A 19,302-nucleotide genomic window follows, 5' to 3' on the forward strand; every position below is an offset into this window, starting at 1 on the left:
ACAAACGAGCGCCGCGCCGGTGTCTCTCACGGTGGACAGCGGTCTGCGGCGGTGCGCCCAGGCTATCCGTTCCCGGCAGGCGGGTCACACGCGCAGGTCGCCGGGCCGTACGGCATGGCCTTGTCAGGCACGTGACCTGGTGAAACTGTGGGCTCTCTCACACCGAGGCGAGCACGCGGGCCTCGCGTGCGAGCCGGTCGCGGGTGAGGCCGTCGTGGGCGAGTCCGTCGCGCGAACGGCTGTCGCGCATGAGGCCCTCGTGGATGAGACCGTCGTAGGCGAGGCTCTCGCGCAGCAGCAGCGCGTCCTCGTTCCAGTCGAGGTGCTTGCGCAGGTGAACGGTCGTGCCCCGGCCCGGGGTGACGCCGAAGGTGATCTCGTCGACCACGGCCTGCATGATCAGGATGCCCCGGCCGTTCTCCGTGTCACCGGGCGGGTAGTGCTCGGGGAGCCGGGCCAGGCCCTGCCCCCTGTCGATGACCTGGACGTCACAGCGGCCGTAACCGACCGCGACCTCGACCTCGTAGCGGTTGGCGGGACCGCCATGCCGTACGGCGTTGGCACAGGCCTCGGTGACCGCGAGCAGGATGTCGGACACGCAGCTTTCCGTGACGCCGAGTGAGCGAAGCGAGTCGCCCAGGGCCCTGCGGACCATCGGTATGCCGACGGCCTCTCTTGGCAGAGCCAGCGAGAACTCGATATCCACCGGATCCCCTTCCCGGGCCAGACGTCACCCTGTCAAGGTTTCCCCGCGGAATCCGGGCTAACCGCAAAATAACCTTAATGTTATTTAGTGTTGGTCAAGCTGTGGGATTATGGCAGGTCCAGAAAGTGATCTACCTGGGCGTAGGGGATCTACCCCGACGATAAGGGACGTTCCCGGACCTGTGTGGATCTTCGCCGCGACAGCCGGGTCTAGGACTCGGCGGTGACCGTGTAGTCCTCGATCACGGTGTTGGCCAGCAGGGTCTCGGCCATCTTCCGCACCTCGGCGAGGGCCGCCTCGTCGGCGGGGCCGTCGATCTCGACCTCGAAGCGCTTGCCCTGCCGTACCGCGGAGACGCCGGAGAAACCGAGTCGCGGCAGCGCGCGGGCGATGGCCTGGCCCTGGGCGTCGAGAATCTCGGGCTTCAGCATGACGTCGACGATGACGCGCGCCACGGTGTTCCTCCTGGTCGCTGCGGGGACGGTCGGGCGCCTCAAGAGTAACGGGCCTCGGAGGCGTTTCGTCGCGGGGTCCCGGCGAAGGCGGCGGGTGTGACATACCGGTCCGTGCGCCAGGGGAGCGGTCCATGCGAGGGTGAGAGGGGTGATCCGGCGGGGACGAGGGAGCGCGATGGATGTCGAGGCAGGTCTTGCGCAGGGGTATGTGACCTCTGCCACGATGTCCACAAACGCAGACGAACCACCACCAGTCGGATCGGATGCGCTGCTAACCGGCCAAACAGCGGTGGTGAACCCACCCCCCAAGGCCCTGAGCACACAGGAGTGGCACGTGACAGCCGAGGCCCCTCGTGGTGCGCAAGCACCTGCGGAGCTCGTCCAGTTGCTGACCCCGGAAGGGGAACGGGTCGAGCATCCCGACTACGACATCGACCTGACTCCAGAGGAGATCCGCGGCCTCTACCGGGACCTGGTCCTGGTGCGTCGCGTCGACCTGGAGGCGGTCGCCCTGCAACGTCAGGGTGAACTCGGCCTGTGGGCCTCCCTGCTCGGCCAGGAGGCCGCGCAGATCGGTTCCGGACGGGCGCTCGCCGCGACGGACATGGTCTTCCCCACCTACCGCGAGCACGGTGTCGCCTGGTGCAGGGGCGTGGACCCGGTGAACCTCCTGGGCATGTTCCGCGGGGTCAACCACGGAGGCTGGGACCCGGCGGAGCACAACTTCCACCTCTACACGATCGTCATCGGCAGCCAGACTTTGCACGCCGTCGGCTACGCCATGGGCGTGCAGCGCGACGGCGCCGAGAACGCCACGCTGGTCTACTTCGGCGACGGCGCCACCTCGCAGGGCGACGTGAACGAGTCGTTCATCTGGGCCTCGGTCTTCAACGCGCCCGTGGTGTTCTTCTGCCAGAACAACCAGTGGGCCATCTCCGAGCCGCTGGAGAAGCAGACCCGCATCCCGCTGTACCGCAGGGCCAGTGGCTTCGGCTTCCCCGGCATCCGGGTGGACGGCAACGACGTCCTGGCCTGCCTGGCGGTCACCCGCAAGGCGCTGGCCGACGTGCGCTCGGGGCAGGGACCCACGCTCATCGAGGCCTTCACCTACCGGATGGGCGCGCACACCACCTCCGACGACCCCACCCGCTACCGGGTGGCCAGCGAGCTTGAGGCGTGGAAGCTCAAGGACCCGATCGAGCGGGTCCGCGCCTACATGTTCAAGAACCAGCTCGCCGACCAGGACTTCTTCGACGCGATCGACGCCGAGGCCGACGAACTGGGCAAGGACGTCCGCAAGCGTTGCCTGGCGCTGCCCGACCCCGAACCACTGGCGATCTTCGACCACGTGTACGCGGAGCCGCACCGGCTGATGGAGGAGGAGCGCGCGGAGTTCGCCGCCTACCTGGAGGGGTTCGAGGGATGACGAGTCTCACGCTGGCCAAGGCACTCAACGAGGGCATGCGCAAGGCCATGGAGGACGACCCCAAGGTCCTGATCATGGGCGAGGACGTCGGCAAGCTCGGCGGCGTCTTCCGCGTCACGGACGGCCTGCAGAAGGACTTCGGCGAGCAGCGCGTCATCGACACCCCGCTTGCCGAGTCGGGCATCATCGGCACCGCGATCGGCCTCGCGCTCAGGGGCTATCGTCCGGTCTGCGAGATCCAGTTCGACGGGTTCGTCTTCCCGGCCGCCGACCAGATCATCACCCAGCTCGCCAAGATGCCGCTGCGCTCGCTGGGCAAGCTGCGGCTGCCCGTCGTGGTGCGCATCCCCTGCGGCGGCGGCATCGGCGCGGTCGAGCACCACAGCGAGTCGCCGGAGGCCTACTTCACCCACACCGCCGGTCTGCGGGTCGTGGCCTGCTCCAACCCCGTGGACGGCTACACCATGATCCAGCAGGCGATCAGGAGCGACGACCCCGTCGTCTTCTTCGAGCCCAAGCGCCGCTACTGGGAGAAGGCCGAGGTGGACACCGCCGCCTCCGCCGCCGACTGGACCCCCTTCGACCAGGCCAGGGTCGTACGGCAGGGCAGTGACGTGACGCTGCTGGCCTACGGGCCGATGGTGAAGACCTGTCTTGAGGCCGCGACGGCGGCCGAGGACGACGGCAGGTCCGTCGAGGTGGTCGATCTGCGCTCGCTCAACCCGCTCGACGTGGACCGGGTCGTGGAGTCGGTGAGCCGTACCGGACGGTGCATCGTGGTCCACGAGGCCCCCATCTACAACGGGTTCGGCGCCGAGATCGCCGCCAGGGTCACCGAGCGGTGCTTCTACAGCCTGGAGGCCCCGGTGCTGCGGGTCGGCGGGCCCTCGACCCCCTACCCGCCCTCAAGGCTGGAGGACCACTACCTCCCGGACCTGGACCGGGTCCTCGAAGCCGTCGACCGCGTGTTCGCGTTCTAGAGGGGAGACGACGTGAAGGAGTTCAAGCTCCCCGACGTGGGGGAGGGCCTGCTTGAGGCCGAGATCGTCCGCTGGCACGTCAAGCCCGGCGACCCGGTCAAGGTCAACCAGATCATCGTGGAGATCGAGACGGCGAAGGCCGTGGTCGAGCTGCCCTCGCCGTACGAGGGGGTGATCGCCTCCCTGCTGGCCGAGGAGGGCCAGACCGTCGACGTCGGCAAGCCGATCATCGTCGTGGACGACGGCTCGGGTCCTCCGGCGACCCCTCCCGCGGCTCCCGCCGAGGACATGGTCCCCACGATCCCCAAGCCTGAGCGGCAGCCGGTGCTGGTCGGCTACGGCGTCAAACCGGGCGCGGCCACCCGCCGCCCCCGCAAATCCACAGCTCCCGCCGCCTCCGAGCCTCCTGTCGCTGAGGTACGGCCAGAGCCCGTCGTGCAGGACGCTCCGAGGGGGACGGTGCTCGCCAAGCCCCCGGTGCGCAAGCTCGCCAAGGACCTGGGCGTCGATCTCGGCACGATCACCGGGACCGGCCCCAACGGGACCATCACCAGGGACGACGTCCACGCCGCCGTCGCCTCCCCGGCACCTGTCGCGGCGGTGGCACAGGGGCCGGACGAGGAGCGCATTCCCATCAAGGGCGTGCGCAGGGCGACCGCGCAGGCCATGGTCACCTCGGCGTTCACCGCGCCGCACGTCACCGAGTTCCTCCAGGTGGACGTGACCGGGACCATGGACGCCGTCAAACGGCTGCGGCAGCTCGCCGACTTCGCCGAGACCAAGGTCTCGCCGCTGCTGCTGGTCGCCAAGGCCGTGCTGGTCGCGGCCCGGCGCTACCCGATGATCAACTCCTCCTGGGACGAGGCGAACCAGGAGATCGTGGTCAAGCACCGGGTGAACCTGGGCATCGCCGCGGCGACCCCGCGCGGCCTGATCGTGCCCAACGTCAAGGACGCCCACGCGTTGTCGCTGCCCGACCTCGCCCGTGCCCTGGGGGCGCTGGTCGAGACCGCGCGTGCCGGCCGTACCCAGCCCGCCGAGATGTCGGGGGGCACGATCACGATCACGAACGTGGGCGTGTTCGGGGTGGACGCGGGGACCCCGATCATCAACCCGGGTGAGTCGGCGATCCTGGCCTTCGGGCAGATCAGGGACCTTCCCTGGGTGGTCGACGGGCAGATCGTGCCCAGGAAGGTGTGCACGCTGGCGCTGTCGTTCGACCACCGGATCGTGGACGGCGAACTGGGCTCGCTCTTCCTGCGAGATGTGGGAGCCATGCTGGAGGACCCGCTCCGCGTGCTCGCCTGGGGCTGAGTTCCCGCACGGACCACGACGGGTCCGCTCCCTCTCGAAGGGGGCGGGCCCGTTTCCCTTTGACCCCGCGTTTGCCGGGCCGCCATTTCGGTGCCGTTCTGTGGGCGGCCTGCGAAGCCCATCCGGCGTTTACGGTGACCGGGCTTGCGAGTGATTCGATGACCTTTCCGTGAACCTCGTTTTTCCCCGGTTTTGGCCCCCATGGAATGTGCTTTGCCGTACGGCATGCTTGGTTGTGGGTTTTTGACCTGCGATGACGTGTGTTTCGGGAAAGGTCGTGGTGTGGCTGGTTAAAACGTTATCCATCCATCGTGGTTTCAGTGGTTAATGCACATATTGGTGCTAGTGTCGTAATTTGGAGGTTCGCGAAAGGTTCCACCAGAAGGGAAAGCCAATGAGACTCGACAAGCTCTTCCCGGCCGGCGGTGCCCCACTCGCACGGGGTGGCTGCCGACGCCGCCGCTGCGGATGCGGTTGGCGCGGTGGCTGGCGCGGTGACTGGGGCTGGGGCGGCTGGTGGTGGTAGATCCCTCAGCGAAGAACCGGCGGGTAACCCGCCGGTTCTCTTTTGTCGAGACCGTCGAGACCCCCGCGCGACCGGACGAACCGGAACAGGAACACGTCGCCCCCTTCGTCTCCGTCAGGGAGGCGTTCCGGCACTTCTGGCCGCACACCCGAGGACTTCGCAGACTGTTCGTGGCCGGGGTGGTGCTGGCGATCGTCGCGGCCCTCTGCGAGATCGGGGCGATCAGGCTCTTCGGGTTCATCGCCGACGAGGTCCTCGCGGCACGGAACCTGGGTGCGTTCTGGGAGCCCGCGTTCGTCTGGCTCGGCCTGATGGTCGTCGCCGGGCTCGCCTCCTTCCTCGGCTCCTACGCCACGGCCGTCGGCGGCGAGCGCTTCCTGCTGCGCCTGCGGGACCGGGTGTTCTCCCACATGCAGACCCTGACCCCCGACTTCTTCGACCGGCGCAGGCTCGGCGACCTGATGGCCAGGCTCACCGACGACGTCGAGGCCATCGAGGAGCTGGTCGGCTCCGGGGTGGTCAGGATCCTCACGACCGTCATCAGCGTGGTCTTCTTCGCCGGGGCCGCCCTGTTCACCCGCTGGGAACTGGCGCTGGCGACGTTCGCGCTGGTCCCGGCGTTCCTGCTCGCCTCGAAGGTCTTCGCCTCGCGCCTCAGGGGCGCCGCCGCGCGGGAGCGGTTCAGCAACGGCGCCATGAACGGCGTCATCGAGGAAGGACTGGCCAACCAGGCGCTGGTGCAGGCCTTCAACCGGCAGGGCACCGAGGCGCGGCGGCTGCACACCCAGGGAAGCGCCTGGATGCGGGCGAACGTGGCCCAGGCCAGGCTCTCCGCGCTGTACGGGCCGGTCGTCCAGGTCATCGAGACCGTCTGCCTGCTCGTCGTCCTCGGTCTCGGCGCGTGGGAGATCGTGGCGGGGCGCCTCACGATCGGCGGACTGCTCGCCTTCGCGGCCTATCTCGCCTACCTCTACCCGGCCGTCCAGGGGCTCGGGCAGATCGCGCTGACCGTCTCCCAGGCGGCGGCGGGCTCCGACCGGGTGATCGAGATCCTGCGGATCAGGCCCCGGGTCACCGATCCGGCCGTCGCCGTACTCCCCGTGGCCCCCCGGCGGGGGCGGATCGACTTCGCCGACGTCGGCTTCACCTATCCGGGCAGGTCGGCGCCCACGCTGCGGCACCTGACCTTCCATGCCGAACCGGGCGAACTTGTCGTGTGCGTCGGCCCGAGCGGCATCGGCAAGTCGACGGTCGCCAAGCTCCTGCTGCGCTTCCACGACCCGACCGAGGGCCGCGTCCTGCTCGACGGCGTGGACATCAGGGACATTCCTCGTACGGCGCTGCGCGAGGCCGTGACCGTCCTGCAGCAGGAGAACCTGCTCTTCTCCGGCACCGTGCGTGACAACATCGCCTACGGCCGTCCCGGCTGCGGCATGGACGAGATCGTCGGGGCCGCCGTCATGGCCGGGGCGCACGAGTTCGTCGAACGGCTCCCGAGGAAGTACGACACCCCGGTCGGGCAGCGGGGACGGCTGCTGTCCGGTGGCCAGCGCCAGCGCCTCGCCATCGCCAGGGCGATCCTGCGCGACGCCCCGGTGCTCGTCCTCGACGAGCCGATGACCGGCCTGGACCCGGCGACGGCCGCCCGGGTCATGGAGCCGCTCGGCCGCCTCATGGCGGGCCGTACGACCATCCTGCTCACCCACGACCTGCGGCTGGTTCCCGAGACGGCCCGCACGGTCGTGCTCGGCGCCGCTCCCGCGCGGCCGCGGGTCGCTTTCTCCTTCTCCGGACCCGGTCCGAGGCGTACGGCATGGCGAACCCGTCCCCATTCGGAGACGGGTTCGCCGCGGGGCTGACCGGTCCTTTCTTTCTCACTTCCGGCGAGGCCGAAGGGAAATCACCTTTACGTGGGTTCCCGAGAGCCGGAAGGAGAGCGGTCTGTCAGGTGGCCGGGGTGTCTACCACCACCAGCCGTCGCCCCAGCCCCCTCCCCAGTTGCTCCAGCGCCAGCCGCCACCGCGCCAGCCGCCTCGCCAGCCGCAGCCGCAACGACAGCAGCGGCGCCTCCAGCAGCATCCCGCGGTGAGGAAGCCCGTCGATACGGACGTCTGGGCGGCGGGAACCGTGGTCGTTGGCATGATCGTGGCTTCCGCCGGGCCGGCGATGAGAACTCCGGCGAGGAGCCCCGCGCCCATGGTGCTCGCGACGAGCGAGGCAGCAGTCTTCGATCTCATGCGATCCTCCGGTTTCACGAGAAGACGGTTCCGCCCTCCTGGGCTCGAACACCCCAAACATCGCAGGAGACGCACCTACCACGACACCGCAAAGCACTTATACTTTGGCAAAGGCGCACAGACGTGTATAAATAAGAAATAAATGGCATATATCCGTGCATTTCGGGCGGGGAAGTCGGCGCCGCGCCGAATGACACCGGATGCCCCGCGCTCGCCCACGGAAAAGGGCGGCCGTACGCTTACTGGGCATCCGAACGAAGGGGAGATCATGTTCCGCCATGTCGTGCTGTTCACCTGGGCCGAAGGGGCGACCGACGAGCAGAAGGCGACCGTCGCGACCGAGCTTCGTAAGCTGACGGAGATCATCCCCGAGATCCGCGCCTACACGCTGGGGGCCGACGCGGGCGTGAACCCCGGCAACCACGAGTTCGCCATCGTCGCGGACTTCGACAGCGCCGACGACTTCCTGGTCTACCGGGACCACCCGGAGCACCAGGCCGTGATCGCCAAGCACATCAAGCCCATCGTGGCCTCCCGCGCCGCCGTACAGTTCACGATCTAGCCCACGCGGCAGGGCATGAGCCGTTTTTCGGCAGAGGTCGGGCCCCAGGAGCCGAGCCACACCGGCACCCCGAGGGCCTCCTCGACCGCTCCCGGCCAGTCGTCGACGCCGTCCACGTAGGCGGGCCTGGCCCGCAGCACCCGCTCCGTCAGCCTCGCCTGCCCGTCGAGGTCGCCCGCCGTACCCACGGAAAGCTCGCCGATGTCGTAGGAGACGCACATCCGCGAGACCGGCACGTCCAGGTGGGTGAGCGCGAGCGCGTCCGCCCCGCCGGTGACCGCCAGCGCGTAGCGGTGCGCGACCGCGTCGAAGTGCCCCACCCGGAACGCCCCCTGCCACGGCCCCGTCCCGTTGTGCAGTTCGGTCACCCCGAGCGCGCGGTCCTCGGTGACCAGCGGCCCCGGCCCGTGCCTGGGCGTGTGCGAGCGCAGCACCCCGAGCCGTACGGCGCCCGCCCCGCCGAGCAGTTCGAGGGCGTTGGCGAAGGTCGTCGTGCTCCACGTCGTGTAGGGGTGGAAGCCGTGCCACTCGTCGAGCAGCACGCCCTGGGCGCCCTCGAAGACGACAGGTCCCTCGCGCAGCAGGGCCGTCAGCCGTCCTGGGCCGGTGAGGGTCACCCGCTCGGCGAACGCCCGGTAGGCCGCGACGCAGTCCTCGACCGGGGGAAGCTTCGTCGCCACGGGCCCTGCCACCCACCAGGCCTCCTCGACCTCCCGGCGCAGCGCGCGCAGCTTGCGGGCCAGCCGTACCGGGGCCGCGCAGTCGCCGACGGTCGGTGCGAGGCCCGGGTGCGTCAGGGCGTAGGAGACGGTCTCGCCGATCCCCATCCCGCACGACCCGTGCCGGTCCTCACCGCGCGCCAGCTCCCTGGCCCGCCCGGCCGCCACGTGGTACGGCGTGGCGAGCAGGGCGTCGCGGTCCACGGTGAGCAGCCCGAACGGGTCGGGAACCCCGAGGCGGGCCAGGTTCGCCGCCTCGGAGGCCAGGGCGAGCGGGTCCACGATCACGAAGCGCGACAGGTGGGTGGGCACGCCACGGAACGTCCCCGCCCCGAACTGGGCGAAGGTGTGGTGCCGCCCGTCGGGCAGGACGACGTTGTGCGCCGCCTGCCCGCCGCCGTTGAAACGGACGACCGCCCGCACCCGCTCCTGCTCCTGCTCTTGTGCGCAGAGCCAGTCGACGACGGTCCCCTTGCCCGCGTCGCCGTACCCGAGGTCGGCGACGATCACGTGTTCACGCACGCCCCGGCCCCTCACAGCCGGATCACGCCGCTGGCGCCGGGTCCCTCGGGAACCGCGGGCGTGCGCCGGTCGAGCCTGGCCAGCGCCCTGCCCACGGCCTTGCCCGCCGACGAGCCCATCGCGTCGAGGTCGTCGAGCCCCTCGTCCAGGTCGATGGCGTCCTCCCCGAGGCCGACGGTGAGCGCGATGGTCTCGCAGACCGCGTCCAGGTCGTCCAGTTCGAGCACGTTCTGGCCGAGCAGGTCGCGCCAGGCGGCCAGCACCTGACCGTCCCCGGCGTAGCTCGCCCCGGCGGGCAGGATGTAGTAGACGTCGTAGATCCTGGTCAGCTCGGCGACGATCTCCTTCGTCGGAATGTCCCGCCGCAGGGAGTCGCCGATCACCTGGCGGACCTGACGGCGGTTGACCTTCGGGTAGGGCAGCTCGTCGCCGATGATGAACAGGTAGCCCCGGCGCCCGCGCTTCTCGAAGCAGTCGATCGAGGTGTGCCGCGCCATGAAGTACATCGCCAGCTCGTAGGACTCGGTCTTCTGGCCGCCGCCCCCGCCTTCGAGCAGGAACCTGCCGAGATCCTCGTCCATCCGGTTGTCCGACTCGAACTGGCCGATCTGGAGCGGGGCGCGGTCGCAGGTCGCGTCGCCGACGGCGCCGAAGAGGATCTGCGGGTCGCTCGTGTAGCCCTTGCGCAGCAGCAGGCCGAGCAGGTCGGGCAGCTTGGTCTGGAGCGTGCGGGGGACCCCGCCCATCGAGCCGGTCACGTCGAACAGGACGGCGATGGCGAGGCTGTCGGGGTGCTCGTCGGAGTCACGGCTCTCGCGGGCCGCGACGCCGTACGGGTCGAGATCGTCGTGCACGGTGCGCGCGCCGCTGTCGCTGTAGGAGAAGGCGCTCGCGCCCTTGGCCGCGCGGTAGCTCGCGGCGGCGGCGTAGACGTCGGTTGACCAGATTCCGCTTCCCATGGGGGACCCCTTGGTTGTTCTCAGATTGAGTTAATCTCATTATGAGAATAACGATGGTCCGCGTCAACCCGGGATGTCCGACTGCGGGAGGATCAGCGCCGGAGGCCGTCGAGGATGACGGTGGTCAGGTAGTCGTCCGCGCGGGCGCCGGGGCGGCAGACGGCCACGTTGAGCAGGCCGACCACCTCGCCGGGCGGGATGTCCCCGCGCAGCGTCCCCTCCTCCTGGGCGCCCAGGGCCAGCCGTTCGAACAGGGCGTTGAGGTCGCGTTCCAGCCGGGCGAGCTCCGGGTTGGCGGTCGTCGCGGGCGACAGCGTCTTGATCAGGGCCAGGGGCAGCCCGGCGCAGTGCTCGACGACCAGGCGCAGGGCCTGCCAGTTCGGCCTGTCCTCGGCCACGACGGCCTCGCCGAAGGTCATGAGGCGGCGCAGCGCGTCCAGGGCGATGTCCTCGACCAGGGCCTGCCGGTCGGGGAAGTGGCGGTAGAGGGTGCCGACCCCCAGCCCTGCCGCGCGGGCGATCTCCTCCATCGAGACGGCGGTGCCGCGCTCGGCGAACAGGTCGAGCGCGGTCGTGACGATGAGCTCGCGGTTGCGTCGCGCGTCGGCTCGCACGGCCACGCCCCTCCTGGTCGGTTAACCGGAATCCCGGCCTCAGGTTAATGTACCGTGGACTCTCGGAACCGGAAGATCCGCTTCACTTTGGGGGGATTCGTGAGGACAGGTCTCTACATCAGCGGCGCCGGGCTGAGTCTGGACGCGATGATCGGGCAGGTGCGCGCCGCGGCGGACGCCGGGTTCGACAGCGCCTTCCTCAGCCAGCTCACCTCGTGGGACGCGCTCGCCGTGCTGGGCATCGCCGCCCGCGAGGTGCCCGGCATCGACCTGGGGACGGCGGTCGTGCAGACCTACCCCAGGCACCCGCTCGCGCTGGCCGGGCAGGCCCTCACCGCGCAGGCCGCCGGCGGCAACCGCCTCACCCTCGGGGTGGGGCCGAGCCACCGGCCGATCATCGAGGGGCAGTTCGGCTACTCCTACGACAAACCCGCCCGGCACGTCAGGGAGTACCTGTCGGTGCTGCGGCCCCTGCTGCGCGGCGAGCCCGTCGAGTATCACGGGGAGACCGTCTCCGCCTCAGGACAGGTGGACGTACCCGGCGCGAAGGCGCCCTCCGTGCTGCTGTCCGCGCTCGGACCGGTCATGCTGCGCGTCGCGGGGGAGCTGGCCGACGGCACGGTGACCGTGTGGACCGGCCCCGAGGCGATCGCCGACCACGTCAGGCCCGCGATCACCCGCGCCGCCGAGGAGGCGGGACGGCCCGCCCCCAGGATCGTGGCCGGGGTCATGGTGAGCGTCACCGCCGACCCCGAGGGGATCAGGCGCGGGGTGGCCGAGCAGGTCGGGTTCGCCGCCCAGCTCCCCAGTTATCGCGCGATGCTCGACCGCCAGGGCAAGTCGGGGGTTCACGAGACGGTCGTCGCGGGTGACGAGGAGACCGTGGCGCGGGCCGTACGGGAATATGCCGAGGCCGGGACGACCGAGCTGCTGGTGAGCCCGCTCGGTGACGAGCGCGAACAGGCCAGGACCCTCGAACTGCTCGCCCGGCTCTGATCTCACAGGTGCAGGGGGCGGTAGGTCCTGGGGCCGTAGAGGTCGTCGAGCAGCTCGTCGAGCTCGGCCAGCAGCCCCCAGGCGTCCCGGGGCGGCGCGACCAGGCTGCCCCGCACGAAACGGCTGACCGCGCCGGGCACCCGGTCCCCCATGAGGGCCGAGACGCAGCGGGTCGCGAGTTTGATGTCGAGGGTCTCGGTCGCGGGCGCCCCGGTGAGGACCTCCGGCGGATAGTCGTCGCGGTGCCTGGCGACCAGGACCTTCAGCGGGCTGCCGAGCGGGACCGACTGGCTCCAGTCGACGAGCACGAGACCGTGGTCGATCGGATGGACCAGGACGTGGTGGCCGAACACCGCGCCGTGCACCACCCCGGCGCGGTGCGCGGCCCCGATCGCGACCAGCAGCCGCCGCCAGATCCACGCCGCGTCCCTAGGGTCGAGCACCGGCCGCCGCCGCGCGATCTCCGTCAGGGTCACGAACCCGTCGGGGACCCGGCTGATCACGTTCGCCCGCCGCTGCGCGCCGCCCGGACCGTGCCTGAGGGAGTCAACCAGCCTGGGCACGTACGGCAGCAGCACCGGATCGCCCTCCTGCTCGATCGTCCTGAGGGCCTGGGCCTCGCGCCGCATGAGGTCGTTGTCCGCCGGGCTGCGCGGGATCTTGAGGAGGGTGTCGGCGGCGCAGCCGTACAGGATGGCGGTCGTGCCTTCGCGGAACACCGGCCCGACGCGGTGGGTCCCCAGCACGGTCCCGGTCAGGTCGTCGGCGGGGGCGTGGCCAGTATGTCCGGCGTGTTCGGCCCACAGGGTGGCCAGCCTGGCGAACGCCCTGGCGGCCTCGGGGCCGGGGGCGAGGTCGGGGTGGAGCAGCCGGGCCAGCCTCCGGTACACGCGTCGGGGCTCCCGCCCGCCGAACAGGTCCCTGGGGCCGTGGGCGGCGGTGACCAGCGCGATCGCCTCGGCCGAGGTGGTGGTCATCGGGCCTCCTCCTGCTCGGTCTCGGTGGGCCGCAGCAGGGCCGGGTGCAGCAGGCGGGCGTCCCCGGCGCGGTAGAGCTTGGCGCGCGGCCCGCCCCGGGAGCCGCCGCTGATCGTGCTGTGCCCGGTGGCCTCGACGAACCCGGGGACGGAGAGGACCTTGCGGTGGAAGTTGCCCGCGTGCAGCGGCACGCCCCACACCGTCTCGTAGACGCCACGCAGCTCGGAGATCGTGAACGTCTCCCCGGTGAACGTCGTGGCCAGCGGCGTGTACTCCAGCTTGGCCCGCGCCCGTTCGAGACCGTCGGCGAGGATGCGCGCGTGGTCGAAGGCCAGCTCGGGAGGGCGCAGGGCCGGGTGCCAGGCGGCCGCGGCGGCGTCGGAGCCCGCCTCGGGATCGGGCAGGTCGGGGGCGAAGGCGAGGTAGGAGATCGAGACGACCCGCATCCGGGGATCGCGTTCCGGGCTTCCGTAGGTGGCGAGCTGCTCGATGTGGGCGCGGGGGGAGAGCCCGGTCTCCTCGGCCAGCTCCCGCCTCGCCGCCTCGGGCAGGTCCTCACCCGGCCTGATGAATCCGCCCGGAAGCGCCCAGCGCCCCTGCTGGGGAGGGCGGCCCCGCTCGACCAGCAGCACGTGCAGCACCCCCGCGCGGATGGTCAGCGCGACCACGTCGACCGTCACGGCGACCGGGGGGTAGTCCCGGGGGTCGTACTCCGCCAGGAACGCCGATTCCTTCTCGTCCACGACCACGTCCTTCTCGAACCAAGACATTCTCAATATGAGAATAACTTGTTCCCCGGGGTCCCGTACACACCGACGGGGGACCGTCCCTGAGTGGGACGGTCCCCCGTGGTTCGCCTGCCGCGGGAGCAGGTGGTCAGAAGGCCTCTTCGGACAGCTCCATCAGGCTCTGGTCGGTGTCGGCCAGCACCCGGCGCTCGGCGGCCAGGCGGGGCAGGACGGTCCTGGCGAAGAACGACGCCGCGGCCACCTTGCCCTCGTAGAACGCCTGGTCCCTGCCGGGAGAGCCGAGGGCCGTCAGCGCGACCTCGGCCTGGCGCAGCAGCAGCCAGCCGATCACCAGGTCGCCCAGGGAGAGCAGGAACCGGGTGGTGTTGAGACCGACCCTGTAGACCTCCTGCGGGGTCTCCAGCGAGGTGATGGCCCAGCCCGCCATCGTGTCGGCCATGGCCTTGACCTCGTCGGCGGCCTCGTCGAGCAGCGCGCGCTCCTCCTTGAGACGGCCGTTGCCCGCCTGGGAGGCGGCGAAGGCCTTGATGTCGGTGTACAGCGAGCCCAGCGCGGTGCCCTGGTTGCGCAGGACCTTGCGGAAGAACAGGTCCATGCCCTGGATCGCGGTCGTGCCCTCGTAGAGGGAGTCGATCTTCGCGTCCCTGATGTACTGCTCGATCGGGTAGTCCTGCAGGTAGCCGGAGCCGCCCAGGGTCTGCAGCGACCGGGAGAGCAGCTCGTAGGACCGCTCGGAGCCGACGCCCTTGACCAGCGGCAGCAGCAGGTCGTTCATCGCCTCCGCGTGCCGGTCCTCCCGGCCCTCGAAGTGGGCGACCTGCACGGCGTCCTGGTAGGTGGCCGTCAGCAGCACCAGCGCGCGCATGCCCTCGGCGTACGACTTCTGGAGCATCAGCTCGCGGCGCACGTCGGGGTGGTGGACGATCGTCACGCGCGGGGCGGACTTGTCGGTCATCTGGGTCAGGTCGGCGCCCTGCACCCTGGCCCTGGCGTACTCAAGGGCGTTCAGGTAGCCGGTCGAGAGGGTGGCGATGGCCTTGGTGCCGACCATCATCCGGGCGTGCTCGATGATCATGAACATCTGCTTGATGCCCTCGTGCACGTCCCCGATCAGCGTCCCGACGGCCGGGTGCCGCTCCCCGAAGGTCAGCTCACAGGTCGTGGAGACCTTCAGGCCCATCTTCTTCTCAAGGTTGGTGACGTAGACGCCGTTGCGCTCGCCCAGCTCACCGGTCTCCAGGTCCACGTGGTACTTCGGGACCAGGAACATCGACAGGCCCTTGGTGCCGACGCCGTGCCCCTCGGGGCGGGCCAGCACGAGGTGGAAGATGTTGTCGGCCATGTCGTGCTCGGCGCTGGTGATGAAGCGCTTGACGCCCTCGATGTGCCAGGTGCCGTCGGGCTGCTCGATCGCCTTGGTACGGCCCGCGCCCACGTCGGAGCCCGCGTCGGGCTCGGTGAGGACCATGGTCGCGCCCCAGTTCCCGTCGATGGCCAGCCGGGCGAAGCGCTTCTGGTCCTCGGTGCCGATGAGGTGCATCACGTAGGCGAAGGCGGGTCCGCTGGCGTACATCCAGACGGCCGGGTTCGCGCCGAGGACCATCTCGGCGAGCGCCCAGTTGACGCTGGGCGGCAGGCCGGGGCCGCCGAGTTCGGCGGGCAGGCCGATGCTGGTCCATCCGGCGTCGCGGTAGGCCGCGAAGGACCGCTTGAAGCCCTCGGGCATCGTCACCGCGCCGGTCTTCGGGTCCAGGACGGGCGGCGTGCGGTCGCCCTCCTCGAAGGAGTCGGCCAGGACGCCGGTCGCCAGGCGGTTGACCTCGTCGAGGACGCTGCGCACGACGTCCTCGTCCATGTCCGCGTAGAGGCCGGAGCCCAGGACGTCCCCACGCCCGAACACCTCGAAGAGATTGAACTCCAGGTCACGGAGATTGCTCTTGTAGTGGCCCATGGGATCTGCTCCTTGAAACCGGGGGAACCGGGTCTACTCATCAGTAACCTTACCCCGGATGCTACCCGTCAGTAACCCCCCAAAACCGTGCCGGTAAGGACGTTTGTCACAGCCCTCAGGGGAAGGCCGCCGTGCCGTACGGCCTGCTCGGCGGGGTTAGGCTCCTGCCATGGACGAGCGGTGGCGTGCGGACCTCGCGCTGTGGGCGATCCCCGAGGAGATCGCGGCGAAGGCGCGGACCGACCCCTGGGGGCACTCGCCCGCGCGCTTCGCCGAGCGGACCGAGCGGGCGCTGGCCGAGCGGGAGGGGCCGACCCTGGACCGGGTCGCCGAGGCGCTGCCGCCGGGGGGCGTCCTGCTCGACGTCGGCGTGGGCACCGGGGCGGCCAGCCTGCCGCTCGCTGGGCGGCTGGGGGAGCTGGTCGCGGTCGACCCCTCACCCGGCATGCTCGCCGAGTTGAAGACCCGGGCCGCCAGTCTCGGGGTGCCGCTCAGGGTCGTCCCCGGGCGCTGGCCCGACGTCGCGGCCGAGACCCCGTCCGCCGACGTCGCGGTCTGCGCCCACGTCGTCTACAACATCCCCGACCTGGCCGCCTTCCTGACCGAACTGTCCGGCCACGCCCGTCTCAGGGTCGTCCTGGAGCTGACGGAACGTCACCCGATGACCTGGCTCAACCCCCTGTGGGCGCACTTCCATGGGATCGTCCGCCCCGACCGGCCCACGGTCCACGACGTGATCGCGGTCGCCGAGGGGCTCGGCCACCGGGTGCGTCACGAGGCACGCCTGGCCCCGCTGTCCCGCTTCGCCACCCCGCAGGGCCTGGCGGAGAGCGCCTGCAGGAGGCTCTGCCTCGACCCCGGACGGACGGACGAGGTCGTCGCCGCCGCGATCCAGCTCGACATGTGGCCGCTTCCCCGCGAGCGCTGGTTCACGCTGTGGTGGGACACCGCGTCATAGGGGAATCAGGGGAGTGCCGGAGGCGTTTCTCGGGCAGAGCGCTCAAACGAGACGCTCCCGGACGAGACGCGCCGTACCCGGTCTGCAAAGACGACGCCTCCAGGGAGTTGTCATGGCGTGGGTTCTCATCGTCGTCGCCGGTCTGTTCGAGGTCGCGATGGCCTACTCGCTCAAGCTGAGCGACGGTTTCTCCTCGGTGCTGCCAAGTGTCGCGTTCGTGGTCTTCGCGGTGCTCAGTTTCGGTCTGCTCTCGCTGGCCCTCAAGAACCTGGAGGTCGGTACGGCCTACGCTGTCTGGACCGGCATCGGCGCCGTCGGCACCGCAGCCCTGGGCATGGTCGTGCTGGGGGAGGACGTCTCACCCCTGAAGATCATCTCTATCGTCCTCATCCTCGCGGGGGTCGTCGGGCTCAACCTCGCGGGCGGTCACTAGTGTGAAACCGGCTTGACGCGATAGATGGTGTCGCGGTTGGGTGGGGCCATGATTGACGTGCGCTACGTGAGCTTCGACTGTGCCAGGCCGTACGAGCTGGCGATCTTCTGGAGTCAGGCCACGGGTGGGGAGCTCCACCCTGAGACGGTGCCGGACGACGAGGAGATCCTCGTCGTCGGTCCGAACCTGCTGTTCACCAGGGTTCCCGAGGGCAAGTCGGTCAAGAACCGCCTCCACCTCGACGTCACGGGCTCCGGCGGCACCACCCGCGAGCAGGAGGTCGAACGGCTGACCGGGCTCGGCGCCACGGTCCACGAGGACCGGCGCAACCCCGACGGCACCGGCTGGGTGGTCATGCTGGACCCCGAGGGCAACGAGTTCTGCGTCTGCCGCGCCGACTACGAGAAGCAGCCGTAGGCATTCGCGTGACGGCCTCCCGGGGCCTTCGACGGTCCCGGGACGTTCGGCCGATCGTGGCGTCAGTGCCCGTTGGGCAGCGAGGGACGGTCCCCACGTCCCCTGAGGGTCAGGGCCAGGATCGCGGTGATGAGATACACCACGACGCCGCCCTGCAGCGCGTCGAACGCGGCGCCGAACATGCCCTGGTCGTCCACGACGAGCTGGACCGGATACATGAGCGCGGCGGCGCCGAGCGCGGGATAGAGCGAGAACCGCCACGGCCTGCGCAGCGCCCACATCCTGGCCTGTCGCGTCACCCGGTCACCCGTGCCCGGCCTGCCGACCGAGCCGATCGCCGCCACCAGGGTGAACAGCGTGATCCCCAGGCAGAGCGCCCAGGTGAGGTCCGCGTCACCCGGCAGGATCACGCCCAGACCGAAGCTGACGGCCGCGGACGCGCCCCCGGTCACCGCCGCCGCCTTCCAGGGGGCTCCCCGCAGGGCCGCCCCGGCGAGGGACATCTCGTCACGTCGAGTGAGTTCGTCGTTCATGCTCTCCAGACTGCCCTTTCATCCCCCTCCCCCACATCGGGGAGCAACCCTGATCCGTCCCTGACGGCCGTCCCTCGGTAGGTTGACGGCATGTCGGTGACTTCTCAGGTGATTTTCCGGACCGCGACGATCGAGGACGTTCCGGTGGTCCTGGCGCTGCTGGCCGACGACGCGGTCTCCGGTGCCGCTCAGGGGGAGTACGGCGAGGCGCACCGGGCGGCCTTCGAGGCCATCGAGGCCGACCCGCACAACGAGCTGATCGTCGCCGAGTTGGATGGCGAGGTCGTCGGCACCATGCAGCTCACCTACATCCCGGGCATCTCCCGTGGGGGAGCGCTCAGGCTGCAGATCGAGGCGGTCAGGATCGCCGCCCACCTACGCGGCAGGGGGCTCGGCGGACAGATGATGCGCTGGGCCGTCGAGCGGGGCCGGACCAGGGGGTGCGCCCTGGTCCAGCTCACCACGAACAAGGTCCGTGGGGACGCGCACCGGTTCTACGACTCGCTCGGGTTCGTCGCCTCACACGAGGGATACAAGCTCGCACTGAACTGAGGTTCGAGCGGGGCACTGAGCCGCAGTTCCAGCGACGGACACAGCTCCTTGCCGAACTGCGGCTCCTGCGAAAGACAGAGCTGCGGCTCCTGCGCCTCCGAAAGGCTGAACTGCGGCTCCTGGGAAGGGCACAGGTCCGTGGTGAGCTGTGGTCCCGGGGAAGGGCGGCGGCTTCGGGTGAGTTGGTCGATCATCCAGTGGCACCAGGCGATGCGGTGGTTCTCGTAGCTGATGCCGTACCACAGCGTGGCGTAGTCGCCGAAGCGGCGGCTCTCGCGGCCCGGCGCGTTCGTGAACGACGACCGTTCGTCCTCGTAGGCCGCCAGCCGTCGCTCGTGCTCCTCAAGCTGGACCTGGAAGAGCTTGACCAGCTCGGCCGGGTCGGCGAGCCAGGCCGCGTAGGACTTCAGCAGCAGCTCGTCGCGTTCGGGACGGGCCTGCGGGGGTTCGACGACCCACTCGCGCAGTGCCTTCTTCCCGCGCCGGGTGATGGAGTAGATCTTCTTGCGCTGTGGGCCGGGGCCCGGGACCTGCTCGAAGGTGACCAGCTCAGCCGCGACCAGACGCTGCAGCTCAGGGTGGATCTGGCTGTGCCGCGCGGTCCAGAAACATCCGAGCGGATGTCCCATGGTGGTGGCCAGCTCGTATCCGGACCTCGACCGGCGGGCCAGCGCCGTGAGGATCGCGTATCCGAGTGTTGAGGTCATCGCGGCAGG

General features: G+C 70.1%; 21 protein-coding genes and 1 riboswitch. Of the genes, 10 read left to right on the forward strand and 11 right to left on the reverse strand.

Going from position 1 to position 19,302, the window contains the following annotated elements; genetic code table 11:
- Positions 1-157 precede the first annotated feature (157 nt).
- Both FHS44_RS38370 and purS read right to left on the reverse strand, forming a co-directional pair.
- On the reverse strand, positions 158-706 hold the full coding sequence (locus FHS44_RS38370) for an ATP-binding protein (protein WP_312863990.1): 549 nt from the start codon (positions 704-706) through the stop codon (positions 158-160).
- Positions 707-915: 209 nt separating this feature from the next.
- Positions 916-1,161, reverse strand: coding sequence for a phosphoribosylformylglycinamidine synthase subunit PurS (gene purS, locus FHS44_RS38375; protein WP_184725185.1), 246 nt, complete (start codon positions 1,159-1,161; stop codon positions 916-918).
- 334 nt (positions 1,162-1,495) lie between these two features.
- On the opposite strand from purS, the gene pdhA reads away from it, so the two are divergent.
- The 4 genes from pdhA to FHS44_RS38395 all read left to right on the forward strand — a co-directional run bounded on the left by pdhA (position 1,496) and on the right by FHS44_RS38395 (position 7,266).
- A complete protein-coding gene (pdhA, locus tag FHS44_RS38380; protein WP_184725187.1) occupies positions 1,496-2,587 on the forward strand; it encodes a pyruvate dehydrogenase (acetyl-transferring) E1 component subunit alpha in 1,092 nt (363 codons plus the stop codon).
- Positions 2,584-3,567 carry an alpha-ketoacid dehydrogenase subunit beta gene (locus FHS44_RS38385; protein WP_184725189.1) on the forward strand — a complete coding sequence of 328 codons (984 nt, stop codon included), beginning with the start codon at positions 2,584-2,586 and terminating at the stop codon, positions 3,565-3,567. Before pdhA ends, FHS44_RS38385 begins: the two co-directional genes overlap by 4 nt.
- Before the next feature lie 12 nt (positions 3,568-3,579).
- Entirely contained in the window at positions 3,580-4,881 is a 1,302-nt protein-coding gene (locus FHS44_RS38390) for a dihydrolipoamide acetyltransferase family protein (RefSeq protein ID WP_184725191.1), read from the forward strand.
- A 519-nt stretch (positions 4,882-5,400) separates the two neighbouring features.
- Positions 5,401-7,266 (forward strand): ABC transporter ATP-binding protein, encoded by a 1,866-nt coding sequence (locus FHS44_RS38395; protein WP_312863991.1) that lies wholly within the window; start codon positions 5,401-5,403, stop codon positions 7,264-7,266.
- Between the two features lie 102 nt (positions 7,267-7,368).
- Here the strand turns inward: FHS44_RS38395 and FHS44_RS38400 are convergent, their stop codons facing one another.
- Positions 7,369-7,644, reverse strand: a complete 276-nt coding sequence (locus FHS44_RS38400; protein ID WP_184725193.1) for a hypothetical protein — start codon at positions 7,642-7,644, stop codon at positions 7,369-7,371.
- 268 nt (positions 7,645-7,912) lie between these two features.
- On the opposite strand from FHS44_RS38400, the gene FHS44_RS38405 reads away from it, so the two are divergent.
- Entirely contained in the window at positions 7,913-8,206 is a 294-nt protein-coding gene (locus FHS44_RS38405) for a Dabb family protein (protein ID WP_184725195.1), read from the forward strand.
- On the opposite strand, the gene FHS44_RS38410 is transcribed toward FHS44_RS38405, so the two are convergent.
- The 3 genes from FHS44_RS38410 to FHS44_RS38420 all read right to left on the reverse strand — a co-directional run bounded on the left by FHS44_RS38410 (position 8,203) and on the right by FHS44_RS38420 (position 11,026).
- Entirely contained in the window at positions 8,203-9,447 is a 1,245-nt protein-coding gene (locus tag FHS44_RS38410) for an adenylosuccinate synthetase (protein WP_184725197.1), read from the reverse strand. The two genes, FHS44_RS38405 and FHS44_RS38410, sit on opposite strands and share 4 nt — an antisense overlap.
- A gap of 11 nt (positions 9,448-9,458) precedes the next feature.
- Positions 9,459-10,406, reverse strand: coding sequence for a hypothetical protein (locus FHS44_RS38415; protein ID WP_184725199.1), 948 nt, complete (start codon positions 10,404-10,406; stop codon positions 9,459-9,461).
- A gap of 92 nt (positions 10,407-10,498) precedes the next feature.
- Entirely contained in the window at positions 10,499-11,026 is a 528-nt protein-coding gene (locus tag FHS44_RS38420; protein ID WP_312863992.1) for a TetR/AcrR family transcriptional regulator, read from the reverse strand.
- Positions 11,027-11,119: 93 nt separating this feature from the next.
- Between FHS44_RS38420 and FHS44_RS38425 the strand changes: the two genes are divergently transcribed.
- Positions 11,120-12,016, forward strand: a complete 897-nt coding sequence (locus tag FHS44_RS38425; protein WP_184725201.1) for an LLM class F420-dependent oxidoreductase — start codon at positions 11,120-11,122, stop codon at positions 12,014-12,016.
- 2 nt (positions 12,017-12,018) lie between these two features.
- On the opposite strand, the gene FHS44_RS38430 is transcribed toward FHS44_RS38425, so the two are convergent.
- The 3 genes from FHS44_RS38430 to FHS44_RS38440 form a co-directional block, all read right to left on the reverse strand.
- A complete protein-coding gene (locus tag FHS44_RS38430; protein WP_184725203.1) occupies positions 12,019-12,993 on the reverse strand; it encodes a lipopolysaccharide kinase InaA family protein in 975 nt (324 codons plus the stop codon).
- On the reverse strand, positions 12,990-13,763 hold the full coding sequence (locus FHS44_RS38435) for an NUDIX hydrolase (RefSeq protein WP_184725205.1): 774 nt from the start codon (positions 13,761-13,763) through the stop codon (positions 12,990-12,992). Before FHS44_RS38435 ends, FHS44_RS38430 begins: the two co-directional genes overlap by 4 nt.
- Before the next feature lie 106 nt (positions 13,764-13,869).
- The gene (locus FHS44_RS38440) at positions 13,870-15,693 is read right to left on the reverse strand and encodes an acyl-CoA dehydrogenase (RefSeq protein WP_184725207.1); all 1,824 of its coding nucleotides are present in this window, start codon (positions 15,691-15,693) and stop codon (positions 13,870-13,872) included.
- Positions 15,694-15,862: 169 nt separating this feature from the next.
- Between FHS44_RS38440 and FHS44_RS38445 the strand changes: the two genes are divergently transcribed.
- The 3 genes from FHS44_RS38445 to FHS44_RS38455 all read left to right on the forward strand — a co-directional run bounded on the left by FHS44_RS38445 (position 15,863) and on the right by FHS44_RS38455 (position 17,501).
- On the forward strand, positions 15,863-16,651 hold the full coding sequence (locus FHS44_RS38445; protein WP_184725209.1) for a class I SAM-dependent methyltransferase: 789 nt from the start codon (positions 15,863-15,865) through the stop codon (positions 16,649-16,651).
- A gap of 33 nt (positions 16,652-16,684) precedes the next feature.
- Positions 16,685-16,751: riboswitch (guanidine-III (ykkC-III) riboswitch) on the forward strand.
- Positions 16,752-16,763: 12 nt separating this feature from the next.
- The gene (locus FHS44_RS38450; RefSeq protein ID WP_184725211.1) at positions 16,764-17,084 is read left to right on the forward strand and encodes a DMT family transporter; all 321 of its coding nucleotides are present in this window, start codon (positions 16,764-16,766) and stop codon (positions 17,082-17,084) included.
- A 48-nt stretch (positions 17,085-17,132) separates the two neighbouring features.
- On the forward strand, positions 17,133-17,501 hold the full coding sequence (locus FHS44_RS38455; protein ID WP_184725213.1) for a VOC family protein: 369 nt from the start codon (positions 17,133-17,135) through the stop codon (positions 17,499-17,501).
- Between the two features lie 62 nt (positions 17,502-17,563).
- On the opposite strand, the gene FHS44_RS38460 is transcribed toward FHS44_RS38455, so the two are convergent.
- Positions 17,564-18,034, reverse strand: a complete 471-nt coding sequence (locus tag FHS44_RS38460) for a hypothetical protein (protein WP_184725215.1) — start codon at positions 18,032-18,034, stop codon at positions 17,564-17,566.
- A 90-nt stretch (positions 18,035-18,124) separates the two neighbouring features.
- Here FHS44_RS38460 and FHS44_RS38465 point away from each other — a divergent pair, with 90 nt between their 5' ends.
- A complete protein-coding gene (locus tag FHS44_RS38465) occupies positions 18,125-18,586 on the forward strand; it encodes a GNAT family N-acetyltransferase (protein WP_184725217.1) in 462 nt (153 codons plus the stop codon).
- On the opposite strand, the gene FHS44_RS38470 is transcribed toward FHS44_RS38465, so the two are convergent.
- Entirely contained in the window at positions 18,529-19,293 is a 765-nt protein-coding gene (locus tag FHS44_RS38470) for a PadR family transcriptional regulator (protein WP_184725219.1), read from the reverse strand. The two genes, FHS44_RS38465 and FHS44_RS38470, sit on opposite strands and share 58 nt — an antisense overlap.
- Positions 19,294-19,302 lie beyond the last annotated feature (9 nt).

This window comes from Streptosporangium saharense (genome assembly GCF_014203715.1).
In the GTDB taxonomy this organism is placed as follows: domain Bacteria; phylum Actinomycetota; class Actinomycetes; order Streptosporangiales; family Streptosporangiaceae; genus Streptosporangium; species Streptosporangium saharense.